Origin of the sequence: Bartonella sp. AU18XJBT (assembly GCF_028618595.1) — a bacterium.
Taxonomy (GTDB): Bacteria; Pseudomonadota; Alphaproteobacteria; order Rhizobiales; family Rhizobiaceae; genus Bartonella.
The window spans coordinates 80047-106675 of sequence record NZ_JAQITE010000004.1; the positions used below are offsets into that span (position 1 = coordinate 80047).

A 26629-nucleotide genomic window follows, 5' to 3' on the forward strand; every position below is an offset into this window, starting at 1 on the left:
TCACTTTATGAGGAGACGTGGAGATCCTTAGGGCAGTGCTTGTAATTTGGAATAGATTTTATGAACAAAGATGCAGATAAAAATCTCACAGCTGTTGAAGCAGAAAGTGAATTAGAGTGGTTGGCAAAAGAGATTGCACGTCATGATGTGCTTTATAATCGTGATGATCAGCCTGAAATTTCTGATGCAGAATATGATGCTTTGCGCCGCCGTAATGCAGAAATAGAAGCTCTTTTTCCAGAGCTTATTCGTGTTGATTCTCCTTCACATAAAATTGGGGCACCAATTTCTGAAAAGTTTGAAAAATCTGTTCATGCACAGCCTATGCTTTCACTTGATAATGCGTTTAGCTCTGAAGATGTTACTGAATTTGTTGAGCGTATTCGTCGTTTTTTACGGCTTCCAGAAACGCAAGTGTTAGAAATAACAGCGGAGCCAAAAATTGATGGTTTATCTTTGTCTTTGCGTTACGAAAAGGGGCGGCTTGTGGGGGCGGCAACGCGTGGGGATGGAACTGTCGGTGAAAATGTGACGGCAAATGCCCGAACAATTGCTGATATTCCACAAGTTTTGCAAGGTGATTTTCCTGATATCATTGAGGTGCGTGGTGAAGTTTATATGGGGCGGGAGGATTTCCAAGCACTGAATATCAGCCAACAAGAGAAGGGCAAGTTAACCTTTGCCAATCCTCGAAATGCGGCGGCTGGTTCACTCCGTCAGCTTGATTCACGGATATCTGCTAGCAGAAAACTTCAATTTTTTGCTTATGCTTGTGGTGAGGTGAGTGAAATATTGGCAGAAAGTCAAATGGAGATGATGAAAAAGCTAAAAGAATATGGCTTTGTTATCAATCCATTAACAAAAGTCTTTCAGACAGTAAAAGAAATTATTTCTTATTATCACGATATCGAAGAATGCCGTCATTCTTTAAGCTATGATATTGATGGCATTGTTTATAAGGTTAATGATTTGATGCTCCAAAAGCGCTTGGGGTTTGTTTCTCGTTCGCCGCGTTGGGCAATCGCGCATAAATTTCCAGCAGAAAAAGCGATAGCGCTTTTGAAAGATATTGACATTCAAGTTGGTCGCACGGGAGCTTTGACACCTGTTGCACGTCTTACGCCTATTAATGTTGGTGGAGTGGTGGTGACCAATGCTAGTTTGCATAATGAGGATTATATTAAGGGAATTGGTCATAAAGGAGAGCCTATTCGTGAAGGACGTGACATCCGTGTAGGCGATAGCGTGATTGTACAACGTGCTGGTGATGTGATCCCTCAAGTTATTGATGTTATTATTGAAAAACGCCCGAAAGATGCTGCTGGCTTTATTTTTCCTCATTTGTGTCCAGCTTGTGGGAGTCATGCTGTTCGTGAAGTGGGAGAAGCCGTGCGTCGCTGTACAGGGGGCCTTATTTGTCCTGCACAGGCGATTGAGCGTATTCGTCATTTTGTTTCACGCAATGCTTTTGATATTGAGGGCTTGGGTAAAAAACAGGTAGAGTTTTTTTTCTATGCTCAAGATGAAGCGCTTTGTATTCATACACCCGCTGATATTTTTACTTTAGAACGTCGCCAAGAAAAATCTTTGATACGTTTAGAAAATATAGAAGGTTTTGGTAGTGTTTCAGTGCGGAAACTGTATGATGCCATTAATGCACGTCGCGAAATTCCTTTAAGCCGTTTTTTGTTTGCATTGGGGATTCGTCATGTTGGAGAGGTGAATGCACGCCGTCTTGCGCGTACTTATAAAAATTATACAGCTTTTGAAACTGCGGCTATGGGAGCACTTATGCCATGTGATAAGGAAAATGAAAAAGGCAATGAAGCTTGGATGGAGCTTACCAATATCGAAGGAATTGGACCACAGGTAGGGAGCGCAATTGTTGATTTTTATCAAGAAGCGCATAATCGTGAGGTTTTGTCTGTTTTACTTGAAGAAGTAACTCCTCTTGATGAGGAGCCTATCACGACAGCTTCTTCCCCAATAGCGGAGAAGACAATTGTTTTTACAGGAACTTTGGCGCATATGTCACGCGATGAAGCAAAAGCATTAGCAGAGCGATTAGGGGCCAAAACATCTGGTTCACTTTCTAAAAAAACAGATCTTCTTGTTGCAGGACCTGGAGCGGGTTCCAAATTGGCTAAAGCTGAAGAATTAGGTGTTGAGGTTATCGATGAAGAGGCTTGGCTACAGTTGATTGAGAAACATAATGTTTAGAGGGCGTTTTCTAGGAGATGCGTATACTGTTTGTATGATTATCTCTCTTACATTTTTGGGGGTGGAATCAAAAAGGGGGATATTAGGGGCTGTTTTTTTTGCAAAAATAGAGCGCTATATACTTTTATATTTATTAATTTATTGGAAAAACTTTGAAATTAAATATTAAACTTAAACTACTATGATGAAGAATATACAAGGTTATTATTAGTAAAAGATATACGTTATCACTGTGAAGCAAGGTAAAAATTATAAATAAATATGCAAAATTTTTGAATCTATACGGCGTAATAAGCTGGTTATAATAGGTGCTTTAGAAATGCGACGCGGAGGATTACAAAATATAATGAAAATTTCTATATAGTGGAATAAGGTTATAACTCATGTGAAGATGGGGTGGAGGATAGTTGATAAGCGTTATCTTTTACAAGTGTATCCCGTCCTGTTTCAGTTTGGGAAGAGCTTTTGTTGTATCGGTAAAAAACTTGAAGTATTTTATAGAAGCATTTTTTGTGTTTGTTGATGGTAAATACACATTTCTCTCTTTAAAAGAGAAGGGTGTGGTGTTTTTGTAAGAAGCGTTGGAAGATATTTGTGTTTCTTCATTTAAAGGGGCATTGTTGCCTCTTTTGCCCATTTTTTATCTTCTTCATTTAAGTAAGGTGCATTCATCTGATAAACGCGCGCATGGTAATCATTGAGCCATTGTCGTTCTTCTTGTGTCAAAAGCTCTGGAAGAATGAGTTTTTGATCAATAGGGCAAAGTGTAAGCGTTTCAAACGAAAGCATTTCTATATCTCCGCCATCAATTTTTTGTGCTGGCTTTACCATTATCAAATTTTCAAGACGGATACCAAAAGCACCTTCGCGATAATATCCTGGTTCGTTTGAAAGAATCATACCGGAGATGAGTTCTTGGCATCCTTTGCGAGAAATATTTTGTGGCCCTTCATGAACAGAAAGATAAGACCCAACACCATGACCGGTACCATGAGCATAATCAAAACCAGCTTTCCATAAGGCGATGCGTGCTAGACTATCAATGTCTTGTCCACGTGTGCCTTTTGGAAATTGTGCGGTTGAAAGAGCAATCATGCCTTTGAGAACAAGAGTAAAACAGCGCTTTTCTTCCTCTCCAATATTTCCAATTGCTATTGTACGTGTCACATCTGTGGTGCCATCACGATATTGTCCACCTGAATCAACAAGATAAAGTTCACCAGCATTGAGTTGTTTACTTGTTTGTGTCGTTACACGATAATGAATAATGGCACCATTTGCACCTGCTGCCGAAATTGTATCAAAAGAAAGATCTTTAAGTTCTTCTCCCATTTTTTTTGCTGTGTTTATGCGAAATTCTTCTAATTTTTGAGCAGCAGAAATTTCACTTATTGACCCTGGTATTTGTTTATCTAACCAAGAAAAAAAACGGGTTAAGGCAACACCATCGCGTAGATGTGCTTTGCGTGCGCCATTGAGTTCTGTGTCATTTTTAATGGCACGTGGTAGAGCAGCAGGATCGGTAAGTGTGATGAAAGAGCTATTGTTTTCTTCAATAACAGTTCGTAATTTTTCGCATGTTAGCTGTGGATCTAAGGCAAACACTGTCCCTTTTTGAACATACTCTTTGATCTTTGGAATAAGCTGTTCTGGTTCATATAATTTTGCATAACGTTCCAGATATTGTTTCTGTTCTACACTAAGTTTTTTGCTACTAATGAATAAGGCTGGTGTTTCGTTAAGTGGAATGAGAGCAAAACACAAGATAAAAGGTGTATTGGAAACATCACTGCCCCGTATATTGAATATCCATGCAATAGAGGAGGGATCTGTAAAAATAAAGGCATTTGCATGAGTTTTCTGTATATCTTTGTAAATCAAAGCGAGTTTTTCATCTGTATCGCACCCAGCATATTTGAGAGGGTGAATTGATAAGGCAGACTGTGGAAATGGTGGCTGATCATGCCAGAGCTGATCAATGGGATTATGTTGAACGGCTACAAGTTTTCCACCGGATTCTATCTCTAAAGATTTTTTCAACGTTGCTGTAGCGGCAATCGTGTGGAGCCATGGATCAAAGCCAATAGAAAGTTTTTGACCATTTTTTTCAAGCCATTGTGAGGGAGGGCAAGTTATGAGATCTTCATAATCAAAAATATCAGGATCAGTTTGTTGGCGAACTTGGAGCTTATATCGCCCATCTGTAAATATAATGGCTTTGTTTTTTAAAATCAGTGCAATCCCAGCTGATCCAGTAAAGCCGGTTAGCCAGCTAAGGCGTTGAGCATGAGGAGGGACATACTCTCCTTGGTGTTCATCGCACCGCGGAACAAGAAAACCATCGAGTCCAAGACGATCTAGTTCTTTACGAAGAGAGGCAATGCGCTTTAGAGCATAAGCAGGATTTGTTGTCGCCTCAAAAGATTGATACATAACGACGTCCTTTTATTTTATTTTATTTTATTTCAGATGTATCGTAACCCATCCTTGCCGGTGGTATGTTTCGATATGTTTTAGCCCTTGTTTTACATAAGCCTTTAAAACATCTGAATGTTGTTCTTCAAGAATTCCAGAGAGTATAAGTGATCCCCCTTTTTGAAGTGCTTTTACCACTTCTTGTGCAAGCTCGATAAGAGGATTGGCGAGGATATTGGCAACAATGAGATCAAAAGGGGCTCGTGATGCAATTGCATCATGGGCAAAATCTGTTGCTGTAATAGCTGTAACATATTCCTTGACACCATTGAATTCGATATTGTGTTGTGCCACTTGAACAGCAATTGGGTCAATATCGGATGCAAGCACAGTAATTGGTTGGAGCATTGCTATGCCAATGGCTAGTACACCGCTCCCAGTACCAAGATCAAGGGCATTTTTTGGATTTTCGTGTTTCATGACTTTTGCAATCATTTCTAAACAACCGGCTGTTGTTCCATGATGTCCGGTGCCAAAAGCTTGATTAGCTTCAATTTCAATAGGAAGAACATTGGCTGGAATATCGCTTCTATTATGACTTCCATGAAGGAAAAAAGGACCGGCTTGCACAGGTTTTAGTCCTTCTAGGCTTTTTTGTACCCAATCAATGTTGGGTAAAACTTCCATATTAATTTTATCAAAATCTATAGAAAGGATTTGAGCAAAACGTTTCGAAATATGCTCGTAGTTTTCTTGGTCTACATAGAGTGAAAGTTCATATACAGCATTTTGTTCATCTATCTCTGTAAGAGCAAGAGGATAGCCTTCTTCGTCAAAGGCTGTGTCTATAAGGGTATAGAACCGTTCTGCTTCATTTTTAGAAGCAGTATAATAGAGGCGAATTTGTTGTGACATGCTGTTCTTTCTTTTGATCGGCTTTTTTTAGTTTAAGATGAGTTTTTTTAACCGTTCAATGGCGATTTCATCTTTTAATTCGCTATCGCTTTCTTTCTTGTCATAACGGATAACGCCAGCTAATTTTCCACCTTTTTTAAGTAAAAAAATTGCGGCTGTATGGTTATATGTATAGTTTCCATCTGTTCCAGGGACTTTTTCAGCAACGATGTTAAAGGAATTGACCATTTTGTGAACTTTATCAGGATCCCCACTGATACCAATGATTTTATTATTAAAATTACTGAGATATTCATGGAGTACTTCTGGTGTATCCCGTTCGGGGTCAACAGTAACAAACCATATACCTAATTTATCGGTATTGGATCCAAGGGCTGTAAGCCACCGATCAAGATTCATCAGTGTGGTAGGGCAGATTTCAGGACACATAGTAAAGCCGAAAAAAATTATTGAAGGCTTGCTTCGAATATCAGCCTCAGTAATATTTTTTCCATTAGAATCAGTAAGTGTAAAATTATCACCTAAAGGCTTATTTGTCAGCGCATCATAAATAAAAATACCTGTAAGGAATATGATTGTCAGCCCCAAGATGCGTATTACATTTTTCATAGTTTGACTCTCTTAGATAGATCAGGAAATTTTAACATTGGCAGGTTTGTTTTGCAATCTCTGTTTCATGGTTGATTTTATTGGCTTGATTGGTATGTCTTTCTATATCTATTGATGAAACATTGGTGAAAGATGCATGAATATTGAGAATGATCTTCGGTTTCATGAAAGTGAGCCTCGTATCCATACGACAGCACGGCTGCATGGTTGTAAATTAGGACGCTATGTGGAAATTAATGAGCGGGTGATTTTACGGGATGTAACCGTTGGAGATTTTTCTTATTTAAAACGTAATAGTGAGGCTATTTATAGCGATATTGGGCGTTTTTGTTCTATTGCATCTCATGTACGGATGAATGCGTTGGAGCATCCCATGGAGCGTGTTTCAACGCATAAAATAACCTATCGTCCAAACGAATATTTTCGTTATATGGCACTTGATCGTTCTTTTCGTGAAAGGCGTTGTGCAAAACGCGTTATTATTGGGCATGATGTGTGGATTGGATATGGTGCGGTTATTATGCCTGGGGTGACAGTTGGACATGGAGCAATTATTGGTGCTAACGCTGTTCTAACGAAAGATGTTATGCCTTATGCGGTTGTCGCTGGTGTTCCTGCTAAACGCTTGCGGATGCGTTTTCCCAATCATGTCATAGAATGCCTTTTGGAGATGGCTTGGTGGGATTGGCCACTTGATAAAATTTACGACGCATTGCCTGATATGCAAAATTTACCCATTGAAGTCTTTATTCGCAAATGGAAATGATAGTCAAAATAAAACAAAATGGTCTCTTGAAAAAACGGATCGTGGTTTGCTTTTAGTTAAGCTTTGTTTACAAAATTATCCAGTACACGCTTTTCTCCGGCTTTTTCAAACATTATTGTCAATTTATGATCGTCTATTGCGGTAATATGACCATAACCAAATTTTATGTGAAAAATCCGATCATTGATAGAAAAATTTGATGATTCATGAGAGATTGATTGAGCGATAATTTTCCCTTCAATCGTCTTGTTTTTTTGTGCACGCTTTTGTCTTGGTGTTGTATAGTCATTATAAAAGAAATCATGATATTGAAAAGAAGATTTTCCATAACCGCCATAAGATGTTTCCGTTTCTGCAACTTCTATATGTTCTGCTGGTAATTCATCTAGGAAACGGGAGGGAAGAGTAGATTGCCAAAGTCCATGAATTCTTCGATTAGATACAAACCATATATGCAGGTTTTTTTTTGCTCTTGTGAGTCCAACATAAGCAAGACGCCGTTCTTCTTCTAATCCCGAACGTCCACCTTCATCTAATGAGCGCTGGTGGGGAAAAAGTCCTTCTTCCCAACCTGGAAGAAAAACTGTTTCAAATTCAAGGCCTTTGGCTGAATGAAGTGTCATGATGTTGACTGCATCGGTATTTTCATTGTTTTCAGCGTCCATAACCAGTGCAACGTGTTCCAAAAAACTTTGAAGATTTTCAAATTGTTCCATGGAACGGATCATTTCTTTAAGATTTTCTAGTCGTGTAGGAGCCTCTGGTGAGCGATCTTCTAACCACATGGTTGTGTAACCAGAATCATCAAGGATAATCTCGGCAAGTTCTCTATGAGGAGTGTCTTGAAGCATATTTTGCCAGCGGCGGAATTTTTCAATAAGGCTTCGTAACGCACTGCGTGCCTTAGGCTTTAATTCATCTGTTTCAATGATGTTAGCGGCAGCAGAAAAGAGAGGAACAGCACGTGCACGCGCACTCTCATAAAGAATGCGCAGGGTTGCATCTCCTATGCCGCGTTTTGGTGTATTAATAACACGCTCAAAAGCTAAATCATCAGCAGGTTGGACAACAACGCGTAAATAAGCCATAGCATCACGTATTTCCATTCGTTCATAAAAACGAGGACCACCAATGACACGGTAGTTAAGACCAAGCGTTACAAAGCGATCTTCAAATTCACGCATTTGAAATGATGCACGTACTAATATAGCCATATGATTTAATGCATGACCGGTTTGTTGTGCGCGTTCGATTTCTTCTCCGATCGCTCGTGCTTCTTCTGCCGAATCCCATGCTGAATGAATTTTTACCTTTTCTTCCTCACTCTTTATTTGAGCAGAAAAAAGAACTTTTCCCAGTCTTTCTTCATTATGAGCAATGAGATGGGAGGCGGTTTTAAGAATATGGGATGTTGAGCGATAATTGCGTTCTAGACGAACAATTTTAGCAGAAGGAAAATCTTTTTCAAAACGTAATATGTTCTCGACTTTGGCACCACGCCATCCATAAATGGATTGATCATCATCGCCAACACAACAAAGATTAACATGTTGACCTTGAGGATGTTGTGCCAAAAGGCGAAGCCAAAGATATTGTGCTGTATTTGTATCTTGATATTCATCTACAAGAATATAACGAAATTGAGAATGATATTCGCGAAGAATATCTGGATTATGTTGGAAGATAGAAATAGAATGAAGAAGAAGATCGCCAAAATCACAAGCATTAAGATCTTTTAATCGATTTTGATAACTGTGATAAAGTTCGCGTCCCATGCCGTTGCCAAAGGAATGAGCATCACTTTTTGAGATATGTGTTGGTGAAAGTCCTTGATTTTTCCAAGAATCAATCATCATGGCAAGGTTTCGTGCGGGCCAACGCTTATCGTCTAGTCCCTCAGCTTGAATAAGCTGTTTTAAAAGTCGAAGAACATCATCGCGATCAAGAATTGTAAAGTTTCTTTTTAAACCAACAAGTTCTGCGTGACGGCGTAAAATTTTAGCACCAGTGGAATGAAAAGTTCCAAGCCAAGGCATACCTTCAACAACTCCTCCAATAAGTTCACCAATACGCATTTTCATTTCACGTGCTGCTTTGTTGGTGAAAGTGACAGCAAGTATTTGCTGAGGAGAGGCAAGCCCAGAGCATACAATGTGAGAAATACGGGTTGTTAGAACGCGCGTTTTTCCTGTACCAGCGCCTGCAAGAACTAAAAGAGTCCCCTCAGTATTCATAACAGCTTGTTGCTGTTCTGGATTGAGTTGTTCTAAATAATCTGTGTTATATGATTTTTGTTCTTGTAGAGTATGGGAGAAAGAACCAGAGCTCTTCTTATCATGGTCTGGAGGGGTATCTTCTTCAAAGAAAGGTATGTTGTGATCAGAAAAATTACTCATTATATCTCTTTTGTAGTCCTTTTTTTATTGAAGTTCTAGATTAAAAAAAACTTCTCTTAAAAAAGTCACAACAGCTTCAGTTGAATAAACAGAAAGAGAACGTAAAAAAATAAGCACAAACATTAAAGGCGTTGAGTGAGAACGCTTTGAAGGGCATAAACGCGTAACGAAGCCGAAAGATTGACTTGTTGTGGTCTTTTGCTATCAATATCAGTGATAATAAAGGCTAAAGACTGTCCTTTTTTGCGGGCTATATCTTTTAGAATATCTAAAAATGGCGGTTCTAAAGAGACGCTTGTTGTGTGTCCATCAACGCGAACAGATATCTTTCGTGGAATGACTTTTGACCAATCGATAGAATTATTTTCGTGCATTTTTCTACCTTTATTCATCATTTTGTAAACGATTTTGATCAAGAAATTTTTGCGTTTTTAAAGACTTTTGTTGCTCAAAATTTTTTTCAGTTTTTGTTCGTCCAAAACGATAACGATTTTGCTCAGCACAAAGAGATTTTTCTGTACGTTTTTTTTGTTTTCGAAACTGGCGAAGGTTAATCAATTCAGTCATGAGAAAAATTATTTTTTTCGAAAGGAATCTAAAGAGACAACATCAGCACTTTGTTTGGCATCGTTATTTGAAGATTCTTTATTTGTACTGAGATTTTGTTCTTTTGTAAGCGTATTTTCTTTTTTTTGTGTGTTTGATAAGCTAATGGGCGTAGTTGAGGTATTTTCTGAATTTTCACTTTCTCCAGAGGTAAGATTTGAGGGTAGATCAAATGCTGCTTCAAATGCTGCTACAGGATCATAAAAGACTTGAATGGAAGTAAAAGGAATCACAAGCTTTTCGGTTATTTCCCTGAAGGAGAGGGTTACTTCGAAAGCTGTTTCTGAAACACTGAGATCTCTAAACTGATGTTGTAAGACGATTGTCATTTGCTCGGGATAGCGATTTTTTAGCCGAGAAGAAATTTTAACGTCTGGGACATTTGTCAAAAAAGTTATAAAAAAATGATGATTTCCCGGAAGACCTGCTTTGCTAACTTCCGATAAAACTTTACGGATAACTCCACGAAGCGCATCCTGAACGAGAATATCGTAACGGATTTGATCTTTAACCATCGAAGTTTATTCCTTTTATTTCACGTAGCAGAATGGGGTGTATTGATATTGTGTGATAGAATATATTTTAAAATTAACAGTGTTTTGTCTACGATGCACCTCAATAAATCGAAAAAATACGAAAATCTATGGTAAATAATGTCTGATAATGTCTGAAAGATCAATCAATAACATTTAAAAAAAGTGAAGGCTTCTGTTGCCAGGTGCCTCCGAACCCCGCTTAAACCTGCGACGGTTTAAGACTTAGTTTGAAACATTCACACTGCATCAAGCAGCGAGACGTGCTTCCGCATAGTTGTCATTTGCAACTACTCATTTAGCCCGATAACGGTGGTACAATGCCGAGTAAAAGAGCGATCTTTACACCCTTGTCGATCCTATTTCGCCCCCACCAAAATATAATGTTGGTTTCTTATATTTTGGTGGAGGCGCCGGGTACCGCCCCCGGGTCCAATAGGTTTATTTCACCGTCCATTTATTACCATAGCTGGTAAACCAGCCTTCTAAATATAGATGAAGAACGGTCTTTAGAAAAGGGGGGGTTGTTAATATTTTTAATCCTCTAATTATTTATGGAGCTATATGATGCGGCTGTAAAGTATAGTCCGCTCATTTTTGGAGAGGAGATGATGCAAAATGACAAATAATTTAGCAGATATTAAACTATATGATTTAAATCCCGATGAAGCAGCAGTAGAACGACTTAGCCGTCGTTTAGCTTTGGTGATGAACAAGCAGGATGCGGCGCTTGTTGCTACATCGGATCCAAAAGAGTTAGAACGTGTTGAAAAATGGGTTCAAGATGTTTTAGAAGCTGATGAGAAGAGTGCAAAAATGGCTGTTTCAAAAGTGGCTGAGATGATGTCTGGAGAGCGTAGAAAAAGTCGTATGACTTTTTATTATCTGGTTGCTAAGCAGCTTAATGCACTTCATAAAATTTAAACAATATTAAATTTGTGATAATGATAAAAAAAAGCCCAATTTCTTGGGCTTTTTCGTTGATAAAAAGGTTTAATGTTTTTCATCCTCTTGGAGGTATCCCCCTTTACGCATACTCGGGACAAAGAGAAGAGCAATGAATGCCATGATCATCACAACGGTTATATAAAAATAAAAGAGTGATTCATGACCGTACTTTTTTAATCCAAGTGCAACGTATTCAGCAGAACCACCAAATAAGGCGTTACCAATGGCATGAGAGATGCTAACGCCTAATGCGCGTATTGAAGAGGGAAACATTGCTGATTTTACGACACCAGAGATGGATGTATACATGCTCATAATGAACAGCAAGCCAATAATGACGGATAAGGCAACCCATATACTATGCGTATTACCGATTATCCAGAGTCCAGGAAATGTAAAGATGGCAGAGAGTATACTCCAAATGATAAGTAAAGTTTTTGTGCCAATTTTATCGGCTATGATACCCGCTATGGGTTGGAATAGGATGAAAATAAAGAGTACAGCCGTCATAATCGTTGTTGCGGTCTGTTTATCAAAGCCGGTGGTTGTGATCAGATATTTTTGCATATAAGTCGTAAAGGTGTAAAATGTGAGTGATCCTCCTGATGCAAAGCATGCAATTACGACAACGGCTTTTGTATGCTTGGTGAGAAGTTCCTTAAGACTGCCAGAGTGTTTGTGAGAGCGGCTTTCTTTCGTGGTTGTTTCGTGGAGAGAACGACGTAGATAAATTGCAATCACTGCCCCGAATCCACCAATTACAAAAGGAATGCGCCATCCCCATGCTTTTAACTGATCTTCAGAGAGATAAGATGCTAGAATAAATATAATGAAGCTGGCAAGAAGTTGACCTGTAATAAGGGTGGCAGATTGGAAAGAAGCAAAAAGCCCACGATGTTTTTTGAGGGCAACTTCGCTCATATAAGTGGCTGCTGTACCATATTCACCCCCCGCTGAAAGTCCTTGCATCATCCGAGCTAAGAGTAAAAGGATTGCTGATGTTATTCCTAAGGTTTCATAGGTGGGAAGTATGGCGATGAAAAAAGAGCCACCACACATCATAAAAATGGATATAAGCATCGAGCGTTTACGTCCATAACGATCGGCGACAAATCCTAAAAACCAAGCTCCAATAGGGCGCATAAGAAAGCCAATAAAAAAGACACCCGCGGTTTTTAACAGTGGAGTAATTGTGTCACCACCGGAGGGAAAGAATTGTGATGCAAAATAAACCGATGCAAAGGAGTAAGCATAAAAGTCGTACCATTCTACCAGATTTCCTGATGCGCTGGATATGATAGCAAAAACACGTTTCTTTGTATCATGTGGATCTAAAATTGTTTGGTTATTCATGAAGTATTCCCCTTTTAGATCTATAACTTTTCTTCTCTTTAAAGCTATTTACGATGTGCGTTATAAAAACGCCATTGTATCATGATAATTTTTTAGGGGAACATCATTGTAAAGATTTTTTCTAGAGCTATCAATGCTGTTTTGGGTTCATGGTGTTGTTATATTGCGTAAATCATACGCTTTTGACTATCTTTAAGAAAGTATTGTTTTTTGTTTGATTGTGAATTATTTGCATATTATGAAGATATGATACTCTTTAGTTTATATGCTTGATGTTGTTTTGTAAAATGGTGTGATTGACTATTACATGCGAGGTTGGCGTGTGCGTAAAAATGCTTTTTATGAACGATTTTAAGTAGCAAGGAAGAATGGAATATTAAGAGCTCGTCAATAGTATAATGATAGCGACTTGCACTTTTATTAAGTGTAAAGAGGGTGTGCACATATTTATACTTTACGGGGCTTTTACGTTATGTCATTCGCGGGTGCCGTTGTGAAATGGAGTTGAGTGCATTGAAAAATGTTTCTCAAAAAAGCGTGCGAATTCATAATATAATGGTGTTTTCTATTTTTCATGAAAGGCTTTGTGTTGCATGAGGGTTCCATTAAAAACGTATTAAACAAAAGCATGAGGCAACGTATAATCTTTATTATTGATAAAATTTCTTAAAATATGATCACGTTTTTTCAACTTTGAGTGGAAATGGGAATATTAAAATAAATCAAACGTTTTTTATCTTCAGTGAACTAAATTCAGCAAAAGAAATATTTATTACATCATAATATGAAGCCATTTATTTTTATAAGCGGCATATGCAGGGGAGAAAATTTCTTCTTTAGAGTGTTTGAAGGGATAAAAAATTGTGAGCTTTAAATTTCCATAAGGCAGATATAAAAAAGCCCAGAGTATTGGGCTTTTTTGTTAAAATCCTTTTTTGTTAATATCAAAGGTTAATGAATATCGTCTCCTTGTAAATACCCTTTTTTGCGAGCATCTGGCATTAAGAAAATTGCGATGAAGGCAACGATCATCATGCCGGCTATGTAAAAATGGAATATGGATTCATGTCCATGTTTTTTAAATTCGAGAGCTACAGTTTCAGCAGAGCCGCCGAAAATTGCATTGGCAATAGCATAAGAGAGTCCAACCCCCATGGCGCGTACTGAAGCAGGAAACATTTCTGCTTTTACGATACCTGAGACAGATGTATAAAAACTCAAAATACACAGCATTCCAATAATGATTAAGAGCGCAGTCCAAGTGTCATGGGTGCTACCAATGATTCTGAGCCCTGGAACGATAAAGATGATGGAGAGGGTGCTCCAAATAAGCAGTGAAGTTTTAGTGCCAATTTTATCTGCGAGAGAGCCAAAGAGAGGCTGGAGTAACATAAAAACAAACAGTGCAGCAGTCATTATTGTATTGGCAGTGGGTTTATCAAATCCGCTCGTCGTGATCAAATATTTTTGCATATAAGTTGTGCTGGTATAAAATATGAGCGATCCTCCAGCTGTAAAACCGATCACTAAAAGGAACGCTTTTCCGTGCTTGCCTAGAAGCTCTTTAAGACTACCAGTGTGTTTTTGAGAGCGGCTCTCTTTTGTGGTTGTTTCATGCAGAGAACGACGCAGATAAATTGCAACTATTGCGCCACATCCACCAATCACAAAAGGAATACGCCATCCCCATGCCTTTAACTGATCTTCTGTGAGATAGAAGGCGAGAATAAACATAACCAGACTTGCAAGAAGCTGACCGCCAATAAGCGTAGCATATTGAAAAGAGCTAAAAAATCCACGGCGGTTTTTGAGGGCGATTTCGCTCATATAAGTTGCTGTTGTGCCATATTCACCGCCAACGGACAGTCCTTGGATCATACGAAGCAAAACGAGTAAAACGGCTGCTGTTGTTCCAATGGTTTCATAGGTAGGAAGGAGAGCAATAAGAAAAGAGCCGCCACACATCATAAAAACAGAAATAAGTAAAGAGCGTTTACGTCCATAACGATCAGCAATAAAACCAAAAAGCCAACCACCAATTGGACGCATAAGAAAGCCGATAAAAAAGACAATAGAAGATTTTAAAAGTTCGGTAACAACATCTCCATCAGAAGGAAAAAACTGCGAGGCAAAATAAATAGATGTAAAAGAGTAAACATAAAAATCATACCATTCCACCAAATTACCTGATGCGCTTGATATGATAGAAAGAACACGTTTTCTTGTATCATGCGGTGCTAAAGATTCTTGTTTTTCCATAGTCGATCCCTTTATTTTATGTTCATCCATCTTTGTTCATTTATGTCATTTTTTTAGAAGCTGTCTATAGTATTTTATCTTTTGCATCAAAAATTTAGTCAGATCATGATAATTTCTTGTGCAAGATGCTTTCGGAAAAAGATTTGAATTATGTTTGTACGGATTTTACAGTTTTTATTTTCTATAATGAGAAGAATCGGACATAATAACCCTATGAAGTCATATCTTGCTCTTTTATCTCATGTTTTAAATCAGGGTATTGATCGGACAGATCGAACGGGTGTTGGAACGCGATCTATCTTTGGGTATCAGATGCGCTTTGATTTACAAGCAGGATTTCCATTGTTGACAACAAAGAAACTACACTTACGTTCAATTATTTATGAGCTTTTGTGGTTTCTTAAAGGCGATACAAATATCGCATGGTTGAAAGAGCATGGTGTATCGATTTGGGACGAATGGGCTGATGAAAAGGGAAATCTTGGTCCTGTTTATGGTTATCAGTGGCGTTCTTGGCCTGCTCCTGATGGACGCCATATTGATCAAATTAACAATCTTTTAACGATGATTAAGGAAACGCCAGATTCTCGTCGCTTGATTGTATCAGCTTGGAATCCTGCATTAATAGAGGAAATGGCTTTGCCTCCGTGTCATTGTCTTTTTCAATTTTACATTGCGGAGGGTAAATTATCTTGTCAACTCTATCAGCGTTCGGCGGATATTTTCTTAGGTGTTCCATTCAATATTGCATCCTACGCATTGCTAACGATGATGATTGCGCAAGTAAGCGGTCTTAAAGTAGGCGATTTTATTCATACTCTGGGAGATGCCCATCTTTATTCTAATCATTTTGAACAGGCAAAATATCAATTGTCTCGTATACCAAATGCTTTGCCTTGTATGCGCATAAATCCAGCGGTAACAGATCTTTTTTCTTTTCAATTTGAGGATTTTGAGTTGCTTAATTATGAAGCACAACCCCATATTAAAGCGCCGGTAGCAATATGACGATTTCCATTTGTTTAATTGCTGCTGTTGCAGAAAATGGTGTTATCGGTCGTGAAGGTGCAATGCCTTGGCATTTGTCGACAGATTTGCAACGCTTTAAAGCTTTGACGTTGGGTAAGCCCATTATTATGGGGCGAAAAACTTGGAATTCTCTTGGGCGTCCGTTACCAGGGCGTACAAATATCGTCATTACGCGTGATTGCACCTTTTGTGCTGGGGGGGCTGTTGTTGCTCACTCTTTATCGCAAGCTTGTTCTCTTGCAACAAGCGTTGCTTCTCAAAATGATGTAGAGGAAATTTTTATTATTGGTGGTGGTGCAATTTTTCAACAAGGGTTGCATATGGCTGATAAAATATTTTTTACAGAAGTTTTAGCTTCTATAGAAGGTGATAGTTTTTTTCCTGTTTTTGATAAAGAAAAGTGGACTATTGTGCAAACACAAGATATTCCAAAAGGGGATAAAGATAGTCATCCGACACGTTTTGTTATTTATGAGCGGAAATAATTTTTTGTAATATGAAGTGGAAGGGTTTATCAGTTGTATTGTAATGAGGTAAGAGACACCCTATAAGATCAAGCAAATGGTTGGTGTTCGAGTAGTGGTAATTAGTTAAAGAGGTGATAATGCCCTGGACAAATCAAAATGGTGGTGGCCCGTGGAATGGCAATAAAAACAGTGGTGACAAAAAGAAACCAGCTAAGAATCTCTTTGGTTCTGGTGGCAATAATGGTGGTGATAATAGTCCCAATCTTGATGATATTTTGCGCAAAGGGCAGGATCAGTTTAAACAATTTGGAAGAAGTAGTCTTTCTGTTTTATTCCTTCTGCTTATTGCGTTTTTTTGGCTATATCAGTCACTTTATATTGTTCAGCAAAATGAACAAGCGGTGGAGTTGCGCTTTGGTATCCCTAAAGAAGGCATTATTGGTGATGGGTTGCATTTTCATTTTTGGCCAATTGAGACCTATATGAAAGTACCTTTAACGGAAAAAACAATCGCGATTGGTGGGAAACCCGGTCAGGCGCAACAAAGTGATGGCTTAATGCTTTCAAGTGATCAGAATATCGTTAATGTTAATTTTTCCGTTTACTATCGCATTTCATACCCTAGTCAGTTTTTATTCAATGTGAATGATCAAGAAGGAACAGTTCGCCAAGTTGCTGAGAGTGCAATGCGTGAAGTCATTGGTTCGCGGCCGGTTGATGATGTCTTACGTGATAAAAAGGAAGAAGTTGCTAATGACGTTAGAAAGATTATTCAGTTGACTGTAGATAAATATCAACTTGGTGTTGAAATAAGCCGTGTGTCTATCAGTGAAGCTGCTCCTCCAACAAAGGTTGCTGCTGCATTTAATTCTGTTCAGCAGGCAGAGCAGGAACGTGGAAGAATGATTGAAGAGGGAAATCGTGTGCGTTTTACGAAAATTGGTTTAGCAAATGGTGAAGCTTCACGCACACGAGAAATCGCAAAAGGTGAAAAGGCACAAATGGTCGAAGAGGCAACAGGGCGTGCGGAGCGTTTTCAGGCGATAGCTCGTGAGGCTGCGATTTCACCAGAAGCTGCTCGCTACCGTCTCTATATGGAAACGATGGGGCGTATTCTTTCTTCACCAAATAAGTTAGTTTTTGATCAGGCAAATTCTCCAGCGGTGCCCTATTTACCTTTGAACGAATTGTTGCGTAGCAATTCATCAGAAAAATTGAAGGCAACATCAGCGCGTCCTGCATCGCTTTCAAATTCTCGCATTTCTGGAGGATATTAATTATGCAGCAATCTCGTTTTTTGTTTGTTTTTGGTGCTATAGTATTTGTTTTGATGATTTTGTGGATGTCCGTTTTTATCGTCTATCCTCGTCAACAAGTAGCGATTAAGCGTTTTGGACAAATTGTTCAGGTAGAATCTAATCCTGGAATCTATTTTAAGGCACCCTTTATAGATAAGATCATCATTGTTGATAATCGGTTGTTGCGTTACGATGTTCCTACACAATCTGTACAGGTTCGTGGTGGTGCGTATTATGAGGTGGATGCGTTCTTTATTTACCGTATTACAGATCCTAAGTTGTTTTTACAGCGCATTGCTTCTGGGCGTCCACAAATTGCGGCACGTGAAAACCTTGCACCACGGTTTATTGACGCTTTGCGTGCTGTTTATGGCAAGCGAGAATTTAAAGCAGCCTTATCGGATGAACGAGGTGCGATGATGGCTGAAGTACAGAAGCAGTTTTCTGTAGATGCAGGTTCGTTGGGTATTACCATTGTTGATGTGCGTATTCGTAAAACCGATTTGACGGATGCTGTTTCAGAAGATGTTTATCGGCAAATGGCAGCTGAACGTGAAGCTGCTGCGGAAAATATCCGTGCTCGTGGTCAGCAGGAGCGAGATCGTATTGTGGCAGAAGCTAATCGTGAATATGAAGAAATCGTAGCAGCTGCAAAGCGTGATGCTGAAATTACCCGTGGTGAAGGTCAGGCTGAAAGTATTCGTCTTTTATTGAATGCGAGGGAGGCTAATCCATCTTTTTACGATTTTTGGTTGTCGATGGAACAATACAAGAATTTAGAGCGTACTCCGATGGTGATTTCACCAAATGAGGATTTCTTTTTCTATTTTCGTAATCCGCCGCAGGCAAATAAAGCATTCTTACCGACAATGAATACTGGTCTCAGTAAAACGAATCCAAAATCGGAAGAGAATAGATAAAATAATGGATTGCAGATATGAAATTTTGCATGAACAGAAAGATCTGTGACCATTTTCTTTTATGGTAAAAGTGGTAGAGAGTATTGGGCTGTGCTGGTTTTACATAGATAAATTTAGTGGGGCTCTTTGCAGCTTTGGTTAAAGGCATGTCATGGATAGAAGTGTCGTGAGTAAAAATACGTTTTTAAAGTTTTTTATCACAAGATTTGTTTTTTGTGTGACTTTGTTTCTATCAGGATCAGTGAGTTTGTCTTGGGGCGCAGAGACAAGCAAGGCATTGCTTTCTATTCCTGATTTAGCTTCTGAGCTTTTGGAAACAGTTGTGAATATTTCCACGGCACAGACTGTTGAAGGAACAGAACAGGATGAAAACACCTCTGTACCCGTTATCCCAAAAGATTCATTGTTGGAGGAATATTTTAGTGATTTTTTCACACCCAAAGATGGTCAAAAAGATAGTCAATTTCAAAAGGTGCGCTCTTTAGGGTCTGGTTTTGTGATTGATGCGCAAAAAGGGATTATTGTTACAAATTATCATGTTATTGTTGATGCTGATGATATTGAAGTTAATTTTACGGATGGTACAAAACTAAAGGCAAAGCTTCTTGGAAAGGATAGCAAAACTGATTTGGCGTTGCTTCAAGTCGATGCAGGACGTAAAAAATTAAAAGCTGTGCGTTTTGGTGACTCAGAAAAAGCACGTATTGGTGACTGGGTTATGGCTATTGGTAATCCTTATGGTTTTGGTGGAAGTGTGACGGTGGGTATTATTTCTGCACGTAACCGTGATCTTAATGCTGGTCCCTATGATAATTTTATTCAAACAGATGCAGCAATTAATCGGGGCAATTCTGGTGGTCCGTTATTCGATAGAAATGGTGAAGTCATTGGCATTAATACAGCAATTGTTTCACCTTCTGGAGGATCTATCGGTATTGGATTTGCTATTCCATCGGATATGGCCCTTTCTGTTATTAATCAATTGCGTGATTTTGGAGAAATAAGGCGTGGTTGGTTGGCTATTCGTATTCAGCCGGTAACAGAGGATATTGCAAAAAGTTTAAAATTGGACAATGCTGTAGGAGCATTGGTGGCTGGTAAAATAGAACAGACGGAAGAAAATAATGTAGATAATAGCCAGTTACAAACTGGAGATGTTATTCTTTCCTTTGGTAATTCCAAAATTAAGCATGCTCGTGATTTGCCGCGTTTAGTTGCAGAAAGTTCAGAAGGAAAAGTGGTGGATGTTACTGTTTTGCGGAATGGTCAAGAAGAAACAGTAAAAGTTAAGCTTGGACGTTTGATTGAAACAGATCCAAATGAAGATATAGAAGAAGTTGATGATAAAAAAGACAATGATCTGTCGAAAAACGTGACGATGCAATTTATGGGAATGACGTTATCTGAACTGACAGAGGATTTGCGTCATCGTTATTCAATTTCAGATAAACTTCGAGGACTAGTGGTGACATCTGTTGCACAAAATAGCGCAGCAGATAAAAAGCGTATTCGCGTTGGTGAAGTGATTGTTGATATCAATCAGAGTGCTGTCACAACAATTGATGAGGCTAAAAAACGTATTCATAAATTACGTGAAGCTGGACGCAAAAATGCTCTATTTATTGTAGCGCGTCCAGATGGAGAGTTGCGGTTCGTAACGCTCCTAATGGATTGATCCTTAAAAAATTAAATTTTTGTTTTTTATCAGCCTTAGTATATGGGATATTTTGTGGCTCAGCCATGTGGTGTCCCATATTTCTCAAGCTCATTTAACGATAGAGAGCATGGGGTGTGCAATATCAAATCCATTGGAAATCATTATATCTTTATGCTGAATATAAAGTATAAATTGGTGCCATCATAGTATTTTTCAGTTCTCAATATTGCAACAGCTTAGGCATTTGAAATTCTGCATGAGAGATCTATGTTTTGTGTTTAAGTCAATTATTATTATAAATAATGTTTTATCTAGTGAGACTTTTAGCACTTTGTGATTGTATCTTGTGTGCTATAGAGCACGTTTTTTCACTTCACTTTAGTTTGCAAAAAAAGTACTCCTAGAGAAAAATCATATTAGACTAAATTAGTTATATATATTTATACTTTTCTTGGTGATGGATGAAAAAATAGTTATAAAAGAGAAAGAGCGTGAAAAAGACAAATTCTGAATCTCCTATTGTAAATCAGAATAATATGCTGTTTTTATAGGAAACAATAAAGCTGTTTGATTGTATAGTTTAAGCTCAGTATTATTTTCATAAATGATGACAAAGAATATGTTTGTTTTTAATGGACTAACGGACAGAATGATCATGGCTGTAGTTTATTATTGAACTAGGATAGCAAAAATGCTTGGAAATTCCTTTGGTGTTGTTATTAAGTCCATTTTTTCTTTTTTATAGGTTTCATAGGGGGCGTTTGGGGGTGTCAGCATGTTGCAATAAGTTATTGATAGGGAGAAATTGCTATTCATGAAGCAGAGAACAGTTACATTAATAGCGGGACCAACGGCAAGTGGGAAGTCAGAACTTGCCTTGCAAATGGCTCAAGAAAAAAATGCTCTCATTATTAATACTGATTCAATGCAGGTTTATGATGTTTTAAATATTTTAACGGCACGGCCGAGGGAGGATGATACTGCGATTGTTCCACATTATCTTTATGGTCATGTGAGTCCTACTTTGAATTATTCAGTAGGGCAATGGTTGTGTGATGTCGAGAAGCTATTGGCTACTTTTTCTTTAAGATCCGTTATTTTTGTTGGTGGAACAGGACTTTATTTTCGTGCTCTTTTAGAAGGGATTTCTGAAATCCCTCATGTTCCAGATGTTGTGCGGCAGAAGTGGCGTTTGCTGCTTGATAAAGAGGGCGTTGCAAGTCTTTATCGCCAATTGTTGCAGATTGATGCTGTTATTGCTGAAAAAATTTCTTCGCACGATAGACAGCGTATTGTCCGTGCTTTGGAAGTTTATGATGCAACCGGTAAGACGCTCAGTTGGTGGCAGAAACAAAAAACAACACCTCTCATTGCGCCGAATTTGACCGAAAAAATTCTTCTCATGCCACCACGTCCTCTGCTTTATGAACGTATTCATAAACGCTTGGATTCTATGATTGAAAGAGGAGCTTTAGAAGAAGTGATGATCATGAAGAATCTTAAGCTTTCCCCTTCATTACCAGCAATGAAGGCTATTGGTATACCTGAATTTATGGCTTATTTGGATGGATATAGAAGCTTTGAGAATGCTCTTGAAGCGGTGAAAGTACAAACGAGGAGATATGCAAAAAGACAAATAACATGGTTTCGTAATCAATTTGATGAAGAATGGATACTTACTTTTTGATAAAAGAACTAGAGCTTTGCAAAAAAACTTTCGAAAGATAAAAGATAATTCGTGAAAAAGAAATTTTTTAGAAAATATAATTTTTTATTGACGAATGGTATCAATGGAATTAGAAATCTTTCTACAAGGAATTTTTTATATATTTTATACGTTGGAATAATGGGGGGTAATCATACAGTATGTGTTGTGTAATGGGCTCCTTTGGGGTCTTTTTTTATGGGCTCCGTTAGGGGCTTTTTTATTGTCCTATAAAGTAGGTGAGTGGGAAAAATGAGAAATGATCCAAGAAAGCAAGAGAGTGCAGATGGAAAAATAATGTCGGGAGCTGAAATAGTGGTTCAGGCTCTTATAGATCAAGGGGTTAAACATATTTTTGGTTACCCTGGTGGGGCTGTTTTGCCTATTTTTGATGTGCTCTATCATCAAAATATACTCCGGCATATTTTGGTGCGCCATGAACAAGCCGCAGGGCATGCGGCTGAAGGCTATGCACGCAGCACAGGGAAGGTAGGGGTTATGCTTGTGACTTCTGGTCCAGGGGCAACGAATGCTGTGACACCTTTGCAGGATGCACTTATGGATTCTAGACCTCTTGTTTGTTTTTCTGGGCAGGTGTCAACAACGGTGATTGGAACAAATGCTTTTCAAGAGGCTGATACAGTTGGAATTACAAAGCCTTGTACGAAGCATAATTGGCTAGTTAAAAATGTCAATGATCTTGCGGCTATTATTCATGAAGCTTTTTCTCTTGCTCAATCAGGTCGTCCTGGTCCGGTTTTGATTGATATTCCTAAGGATGTTCAATTTGCTTCAGGAATTTATAGAGCACCTCAAGTTCAGGAGTCTTTACATTCTTTTCTACTGTTGAAAGAGAATAATAGTGAGGCTATTGAATCGGCTGTTTCTCTTTTAGTTGAGGCAAAACGTCCTATTATTTATTCTGGTGGAGGTGTAATTTCATCGGGGATGGAAGCTATACAGCTTTTACGTAATTTGGTTCAGTTGGGAGATTTCCCCATTACTTCTACCTTAATGGGTCTTGGGGCTTATCCTGCTTCTGGTAAAAATTGGCTTGGAATGCTTGGGATGCATGGAACCTATGAGGCTAATATGGCTATGCATGATTGTGATGTCATGTTAGCTGTTGGAGCACGATTTGATGATCGTATCACAGGGCGATTGGATGCATTTGCACCTCATGCGCGTATTATTCATATTGATATTGATCCTTCTTCCATCAATAAAATTGTAAAAGCAGAAGTTTCACTTATTGGCGATGTGGCTCATGTTTTGGCAGATATAATGCAACATTTGTATAGGCATCAATCAAAGTTTGATAAAGAAAGTCGCAAAGCGTGGTGGACACAGATTAACCGTTGGAAAGCTCGTAATTCATTGGCATATATGAAAAAAAAAGATGTTATCATGCCACAATATGCTCTTGAACGGCTGTATGCTCTTACCAAAGATGCGAACGCTTATATCACAACGGATGTCGGACAGCATCAGATGTGGGCAGCACAATATTATCATTTTGATGAACCAAAACATTGGATGACTTCTGGTGGGTTAGGAACGATGGGGTATGGTCTTCCTGCGGCTATCGGTGCTCAAATAGCACACCCTGATGCGCTTGTTGTGTGTATTTCTGGTGATGCTTCAATTCAGATGAATATTCAAGAACTTGCAACGGCAATTCAGCATGACACACCTGTAAAAATTTTCATTTTAAATAATCAGTATATGGGGATGGTTCGCCAGTGGCAGCAATTGCTGCATGGTAATCGTCTTTCTCATTCTTATACGGAATCTATGCCTGATTTTGTGAAATTGGCACAAGCTTATGGAGCCGTGGGAATTCATTGTTCAAAACCCGATGAACTTGATGATAAAATTCAGCAGATGATTGACTGTGATAAGCCTGTTCTTTTTGATTGTCGTGTTTATCATTTAGAAAACTGTTTTCCTATGATCCCATCGGGATGCGCCCATAATGAGATGTTATTACCCGATGAGGCAAGCGAGGAAGCTATTGCAAATGCTGTTTCCTCCGAGGGAAAGATTCTTGTATAAAATGAATATGTTAAAAAAATAGTGAAGGATGGTGATGATGAAGTCTTTGGAGTCTTCATCTCTGTCTCTTCTTTGTGGAGAGTTCCTATTATCCTTAGAGCTCATTTTATGATTTTCATTCTTTGTTTAAAGACATGGGGCTTTGTTTAAAGACATGGCGTGTATTATTATTTGTTCTTCTAAAAAATGTTATAAGTTGTGTGCCCAACTATGTTTGAATTTATTTGTACGCGATGTTTGTTTTTTTTAATTCATATGTTCGCATTAATAGCTATTTCGTTGCATTTTTTAGATAATACATTGAATTATCTGTTATAAATTAATTATGTTGTCTCATATATGAAAGATTCCATCGTGCAAGAAAAAAAGTCACTGTGCTTGAAGGGTGCAACCATGCAAACCGTTATACTTGTGAAAACAATAGAAGAGTTTGTCACTATGTTTCGGTTTCGCATTATGAAATTACTCCAAATCGCTCTTTCAAGGGCTTAATAGGAAAAGCCCCCTAGCGGCTTGAAAGGAAGGGCAAAAATAACAAAGATCAAATGCAGCCATAGAAAATCAATGGGCTACTATAGCTTATAGTTAGGTAGTAACCTCACCTGATTATGCGGGAGAAATCTATACATATGAGATATGTCGTCAATAATATATAATACTCAACATCATATCATGATCAAGACATTAACATTGAAAGTCAAAGACTCTTTCTTTTATTTGTTCTACATATCTATGATTCCATAAATCTGCAGACACAAATACTCTTTGAATCCACCGCATTGGGTTTTCATAACGATCAAATGATCCAGAAAATTTATCTCTAGAGTGTAGAGCCATTCTGTTATCAATGTATAATAACCTTTTTGGTTGTACATCAATTCCAAAAGATACAGCCTTAATAGCTTCATAAAAATGATCTAAAGCGTCCTTGGCTTTTTTTGACTGTGGTTCTAACATGCCCGGATAAAAAACAGCGCTGATATCTGGAATTCACTGTTCCCTTGAACGAGGAGCACTTTACTTGTAGGGGGGGGCCATTTTTTCTCCACCTATAGGGAACATTAATTATATATAAATTATCCCTTAAACTACCCAAATCCTCTTCACTTAAAAGTTTTAAAGCTAGACGTGCATCAGATATTCTCGTTAACGGGCCATCGACATCATTGCGAACACCAGTTAAAAGTATCCCTTTAGGAGATAAATTTAAACCTTTTATAAATTTTAGTGCAGCATTTTCTATATGAAAATCTAACTCAACTTCAGATCCTAATCCTGTATAATCCTTTTTATTATCCTCTAAAGGAACTAGGTTATTTACTATATGTTCGCCTTCAAACTTAATTGAATATGGCTCTCCGATTAATAAAGAAAACATCATAATTAAATTTTCGCTTATATAACCGCTTTTACAAGACGCATCTAAATTATAAGGATTAGGTGACGTATTAATTTTTCTATCAATAGGAAGGTTTTCAAAGACTAAATATGGTCTAGGGGTAATAGACATCTTTTGATTCATAAGAATTGCCAAGATTCTATGGGGTAGTAGCGAAAATGCTATTTTTTTTAGCTCAACTGAATATTCAATACCACCCGTATGGATCATAAATAACATGGTCTAAAGCCTCCCAAAGGTTGTCTCTTTCGCCATTGCTCAACTCAAAAGTATTTTCATTTATCATTATAATTTCTTTCCCAATTATATTTCCCTACTTTTTTATTAAAAAAGTGAAAAAAAATAATTAAAATCAGCCATGTTAGTAAATAAGTGTCTGTAAAATCTTGGATTAATCCAAATAATGGTGGCGCAGTAATAATTGCGATTTGATTTACAGATATTACTAACCCCAGAGAAAAGCCAACGCTTTCTTTCGGCTTAAGAGTCTACAATATAAGCAACCCAAGGGCCATACCATCCTAATCCAAAAAAAACTAACCAAGAAAATAAAATAGTTAAATAAATTATGGATCCACACATGCCAAAAATTAATATTAAAAATCCAAAAACGACTGCAATCATGCAAAACAAGACAGGAAAAAATCATCCTGTTTTACAATGATCACTCCACGCTGCTAAAATAATTCTTCCTAAGGCACCAGAAGCCTGTGAAACAAAAAACAAATAAGCACTTTTTCTAGAGGCAGGTGATAGATTCTATAAAAATAAATCGTTATAAAAATGGTTAAAACATATTGAGAACGATCACAAGTGAAACGCCTGAAAAATAATATTCTTCATATGCGGCGCAGCCAACATCGCAAGACGAGACCTTACATTTGCATAGAACGAAACTTTTGCTTTGCTTTTGGGAACGATAGCGACAACTTTTGCTGGTGCGTGATAAAAAATAATAAATATACATTCCCCTAAAAAAGAAACTATGGCACCGACCAAAAACGCACCTTGTATGCCATAGACAAGCGTACTAGCAGGAAGAACCATCCCAGCTAATGCTCCACCTAATGGTAGTCCCG

Annotated in this window: 22 protein-coding genes and 1 other RNA gene; 10 read left to right on the forward strand and 13 right to left on the reverse strand. The window is 38.1% G+C overall.

Annotated features, from left to right (window positions below; genetic code table 11):
* Positions 1–60: 60 nt before the first annotated feature.
* Positions 61–2220: an NAD-dependent DNA ligase LigA gene (gene ligA, locus PVV60_RS02530; protein WP_273722906.1), complete on the forward strand. Its 2160-nt coding sequence runs from the start codon at positions 61–63 to the stop codon at positions 2218–2220.
* A 606-nt stretch (positions 2221–2826) separates the two neighbouring features.
* Here the strand turns inward: ligA and PVV60_RS02535 are convergent.
* Genes PVV60_RS02535 through PVV60_RS02545 form a run of 3 tightly spaced genes read right to left on the reverse strand, consistent with a single transcriptional unit; the run spans position 2827 to position 6159 of the window.
* Positions 2827–4653, reverse strand: a complete 1827-nt coding sequence (locus PVV60_RS02535; RefSeq protein WP_273722909.1) for an aminopeptidase P family protein — start codon at positions 4651–4653, stop codon at positions 2827–2829.
* 27 nt (positions 4654–4680) lie between these two features.
* Positions 4681–5550, reverse strand: a complete 870-nt coding sequence (locus PVV60_RS02540) for a 50S ribosomal protein L11 methyltransferase (RefSeq protein WP_273722910.1) — start codon at positions 5548–5550, stop codon at positions 4681–4683.
* A 27-nt stretch (positions 5551–5577) separates the two neighbouring features.
* Positions 5578–6159 (reverse strand): SCO family protein, encoded by a 582-nt coding sequence (locus tag PVV60_RS02545; RefSeq protein WP_273722911.1) that lies wholly within the window; start codon positions 6157–6159, stop codon positions 5578–5580.
* Between the two features lie 136 nt (positions 6160–6295).
* Here PVV60_RS02545 and PVV60_RS02550 point away from each other — a divergent pair, with 136 nt between their 5' ends.
* Positions 6296–6925, forward strand: a complete 630-nt coding sequence (locus tag PVV60_RS02550; RefSeq protein ID WP_273722912.1) for a DapH/DapD/GlmU-related protein — start codon at positions 6296–6298, stop codon at positions 6923–6925.
* Between the two features lie 56 nt (positions 6926–6981).
* Here PVV60_RS02550 and PVV60_RS02555 read toward each other — a convergent pair whose 3' ends face one another.
* From PVV60_RS02555 to ssrA, 5 genes are all read right to left on the reverse strand, one after another.
* On the reverse strand, positions 6982–9321 hold the full coding sequence (locus tag PVV60_RS02555; RefSeq protein ID WP_273722913.1) for an ATP-dependent helicase: 2340 nt from the start codon (positions 9319–9321) through the stop codon (positions 6982–6984).
* Positions 9322–9443: 122 nt separating this feature from the next.
* Positions 9444–9695 (reverse strand): ribbon-helix-helix domain-containing protein, encoded by a 252-nt coding sequence (locus PVV60_RS02560; protein ID WP_273722914.1) that lies wholly within the window; start codon positions 9693–9695, stop codon positions 9444–9446.
* Between the two features lie 10 nt (positions 9696–9705).
* Entirely contained in the window at positions 9706–9888 is a 183-nt protein-coding gene (locus tag PVV60_RS02565) for a DUF4169 family protein (protein ID WP_273722915.1), read from the reverse strand.
* Positions 9889–9896: 8 nt separating this feature from the next.
* On the reverse strand, positions 9897–10442 hold the full coding sequence (locus PVV60_RS02570; protein WP_273722917.1) for an SspB family protein: 546 nt from the start codon (positions 10440–10442) through the stop codon (positions 9897–9899).
* A 182-nt stretch (positions 10443–10624) separates the two neighbouring features.
* Positions 10625–10981, reverse strand: a transfer-messenger RNA (tmRNA) gene (gene ssrA / locus PVV60_RS02575).
* 97 nt (positions 10982–11078) lie between these two features.
* Between ssrA and PVV60_RS02580 the strand changes: the two genes are divergently transcribed.
* On the forward strand, positions 11079–11384 hold the full coding sequence (locus tag PVV60_RS02580) for a DUF2853 family protein (RefSeq protein ID WP_273722918.1): 306 nt from the start codon (positions 11079–11081) through the stop codon (positions 11382–11384).
* Between the two features lie 69 nt (positions 11385–11453).
* On the opposite strand, the gene PVV60_RS02585 is transcribed toward PVV60_RS02580, so the two are convergent.
* Both PVV60_RS02585 and PVV60_RS02590 read right to left on the reverse strand, forming a co-directional pair.
* Complete coding sequence (locus PVV60_RS02585; RefSeq protein WP_273722920.1) at positions 11454–12761, reverse strand: MFS transporter; 1308 nt, start codon at positions 12759–12761, stop codon at positions 11454–11456.
* Between the two features lie 951 nt (positions 12762–13712).
* Positions 13713–15020 carry an MFS family transporter gene (locus tag PVV60_RS02590; protein ID WP_273722922.1) on the reverse strand — a complete coding sequence of 436 codons (1308 nt, stop codon included), beginning with the start codon at positions 15018–15020 and terminating at the stop codon, positions 13713–13715.
* Between the two features lie 213 nt (positions 15021–15233).
* Here PVV60_RS02590 and PVV60_RS02595 point away from each other — a divergent pair, with 213 nt between their 5' ends.
* From PVV60_RS02595 to PVV60_RS02625, 7 genes are all read left to right on the forward strand, one after another.
* Positions 15234–16028, forward strand: a complete 795-nt coding sequence (locus PVV60_RS02595) for a thymidylate synthase (protein WP_273722957.1) — start codon at positions 15234–15236, stop codon at positions 16026–16028.
* Complete coding sequence (locus PVV60_RS02600) at positions 16025–16534, forward strand: dihydrofolate reductase (protein ID WP_273722924.1); 510 nt, start codon at positions 16025–16027, stop codon at positions 16532–16534. The genes PVV60_RS02595 and PVV60_RS02600 overlap by 4 nt, the downstream gene beginning before the upstream one ends.
* 119 nt (positions 16535–16653) lie before the next feature.
* Positions 16654–17793 (forward strand): FtsH protease activity modulator HflK, encoded by a 1140-nt coding sequence (gene hflK / locus PVV60_RS02605; RefSeq protein WP_273722925.1) that lies wholly within the window; start codon positions 16654–16656, stop codon positions 17791–17793.
* Between the two features lie 2 nt (positions 17794–17795).
* The gene (hflC, locus tag PVV60_RS02610; protein WP_273722926.1) at positions 17796–18734 is read left to right on the forward strand and encodes a protease modulator HflC; all 939 of its coding nucleotides are present in this window, start codon (positions 17796–17798) and stop codon (positions 18732–18734) included.
* A 151-nt stretch (positions 18735–18885) separates the two neighbouring features.
* A complete protein-coding gene (locus tag PVV60_RS02615) occupies positions 18886–20409 on the forward strand; it encodes a Do family serine endopeptidase (protein WP_273722927.1) in 1524 nt (507 codons plus the stop codon).
* 796 nt (positions 20410–21205) lie between these two features.
* The gene (gene miaA, locus PVV60_RS02620; RefSeq protein WP_273722928.1) at positions 21206–22078 is read left to right on the forward strand and encodes a tRNA (adenosine(37)-N6)-dimethylallyltransferase MiaA; all 873 of its coding nucleotides are present in this window, start codon (positions 21206–21208) and stop codon (positions 22076–22078) included.
* A gap of 270 nt (positions 22079–22348) precedes the next feature.
* The gene (locus PVV60_RS02625) at positions 22349–24151 is read left to right on the forward strand and encodes an acetolactate synthase 3 large subunit (protein WP_273722929.1); all 1803 of its coding nucleotides are present in this window, start codon (positions 22349–22351) and stop codon (positions 24149–24151) included.
* Positions 24152–24835: 684 nt separating this feature from the next.
* On the opposite strand, the gene PVV60_RS10825 is transcribed toward PVV60_RS02625, so the two are convergent.
* The 3 genes from PVV60_RS10825 to PVV60_RS02640 all read right to left on the reverse strand — a co-directional run bounded on the left by PVV60_RS10825 (position 24836) and on the right by PVV60_RS02640 (position 26597).
* Complete coding sequence (locus tag PVV60_RS10825) at positions 24836–25108, reverse strand: TauD/TfdA family dioxygenase (protein ID WP_273722930.1); 273 nt, start codon at positions 25106–25108, stop codon at positions 24836–24838.
* Positions 25056–25769, reverse strand: a complete 714-nt coding sequence (locus tag PVV60_RS02635) for a hypothetical protein (RefSeq protein WP_273722932.1) — start codon at positions 25767–25769, stop codon at positions 25056–25058. Before PVV60_RS02635 ends, PVV60_RS10825 begins: the two co-directional genes overlap by 53 nt.
* A 588-nt stretch (positions 25770–26357) precedes the next feature.
* Positions 26358–26597 carry a hypothetical protein gene (locus PVV60_RS02640; protein WP_273722933.1) on the reverse strand — a complete coding sequence of 80 codons (240 nt, stop codon included), beginning with the start codon at positions 26595–26597 and terminating at the stop codon, positions 26358–26360.
* Between the last annotated feature and the right edge of the window lie 32 nt (positions 26598–26629).

Coding starts and splice junctions, on each gene's coding strand:
- miaA (WP_273722928.1), top strand. CDS start 21,206: ATGAAGCAGAGAACAGTTACATTAATAGCGGGACCAACGGCAAGTGGG.
- PVV60_RS02600 (WP_273722924.1), top strand. CDS start 16,025: ATGACGATTTCCATTTGTTTAATTGCTGCTGTTGCAGAAAATGGTGTT.
- PVV60_RS02625 (WP_273722929.1), top strand. CDS start 22,349: ATGAGAAATGATCCAAGAAAGCAAGAGAGTGCAGATGGAAAAATAATG.
- PVV60_RS02555 (WP_273722913.1), bottom strand. CDS start 9,321: ATGAGTAATTTTTCTGATCACAACATACCTTTCTTTGAAGAAGATACC.
- PVV60_RS02580 (WP_273722918.1), top strand. CDS start 11,079: ATGACAAATAATTTAGCAGATATTAAACTATATGATTTAAATCCCGAT.
- PVV60_RS02595 (WP_273722957.1), top strand. CDS start 15,234: ATGAAGTCATATCTTGCTCTTTTATCTCATGTTTTAAATCAGGGTATT.
- PVV60_RS02585 (WP_273722920.1), bottom strand. CDS start 12,761: ATGAATAACCAAACAATTTTAGATCCACATGATACAAAGAAACGTGTT.
- PVV60_RS02560 (WP_273722914.1), bottom strand. CDS start 9,695: ATGCACGAAAATAATTCTATCGATTGGTCAAAAGTCATTCCACGAAAG.
- PVV60_RS02570 (WP_273722917.1), bottom strand. CDS start 10,442: ATGGTTAAAGATCAAATCCGTTACGATATTCTCGTTCAGGATGCGCTT.
- PVV60_RS02550 (WP_273722912.1), top strand. CDS start 6,296: ATGAATATTGAGAATGATCTTCGGTTTCATGAAAGTGAGCCTCGTATC.
- hflK (WP_273722925.1), top strand. CDS start 16,654: ATGCCCTGGACAAATCAAAATGGTGGTGGCCCGTGGAATGGCAATAAA.
- PVV60_RS02635 (WP_273722932.1), bottom strand. CDS start 25,769: ATGTTATTTATGATCCATACGGGTGGTATTGAATATTCAGTTGAGCTA.
- PVV60_RS02545 (WP_273722911.1), bottom strand. CDS start 6,159: ATGAAAAATGTAATACGCATCTTGGGGCTGACAATCATATTCCTTACA.
- PVV60_RS02565 (WP_273722915.1), bottom strand. CDS start 9,888: ATGACTGAATTGATTAACCTTCGCCAGTTTCGAAAACAAAAAAAACGT.
- ligA (WP_273722906.1), top strand. CDS start 61: ATGAACAAAGATGCAGATAAAAATCTCACAGCTGTTGAAGCAGAAAGT.
- PVV60_RS10825 (WP_273722930.1), bottom strand. CDS start 25,108: ATGTTAGAACCACAGTCAAAAAAAGCCAAGGACGCTTTAGATCATTTT.
- hflC (WP_273722926.1), top strand. CDS start 17,796: ATGCAGCAATCTCGTTTTTTGTTTGTTTTTGGTGCTATAGTATTTGTT.
- PVV60_RS02535 (WP_273722909.1), bottom strand. CDS start 4,653: ATGTATCAATCTTTTGAGGCGACAACAAATCCTGCTTATGCTCTAAAG.
- PVV60_RS02640 (WP_273722933.1), bottom strand. CDS start 26,597: ATGGTTCTTCCTGCTAGTACGCTTGTCTATGGCATACAAGGTGCGTTT.
- PVV60_RS02590 (WP_273722922.1), bottom strand. CDS start 15,020: ATGGAAAAACAAGAATCTTTAGCACCGCATGATACAAGAAAACGTGTT.
- PVV60_RS02615 (WP_273722927.1), top strand. CDS start 18,886: ATGGATAGAAGTGTCGTGAGTAAAAATACGTTTTTAAAGTTTTTTATC.
- PVV60_RS02540 (WP_273722910.1), bottom strand. CDS start 5,550: ATGTCACAACAAATTCGCCTCTATTATACTGCTTCTAAAAATGAAGCA.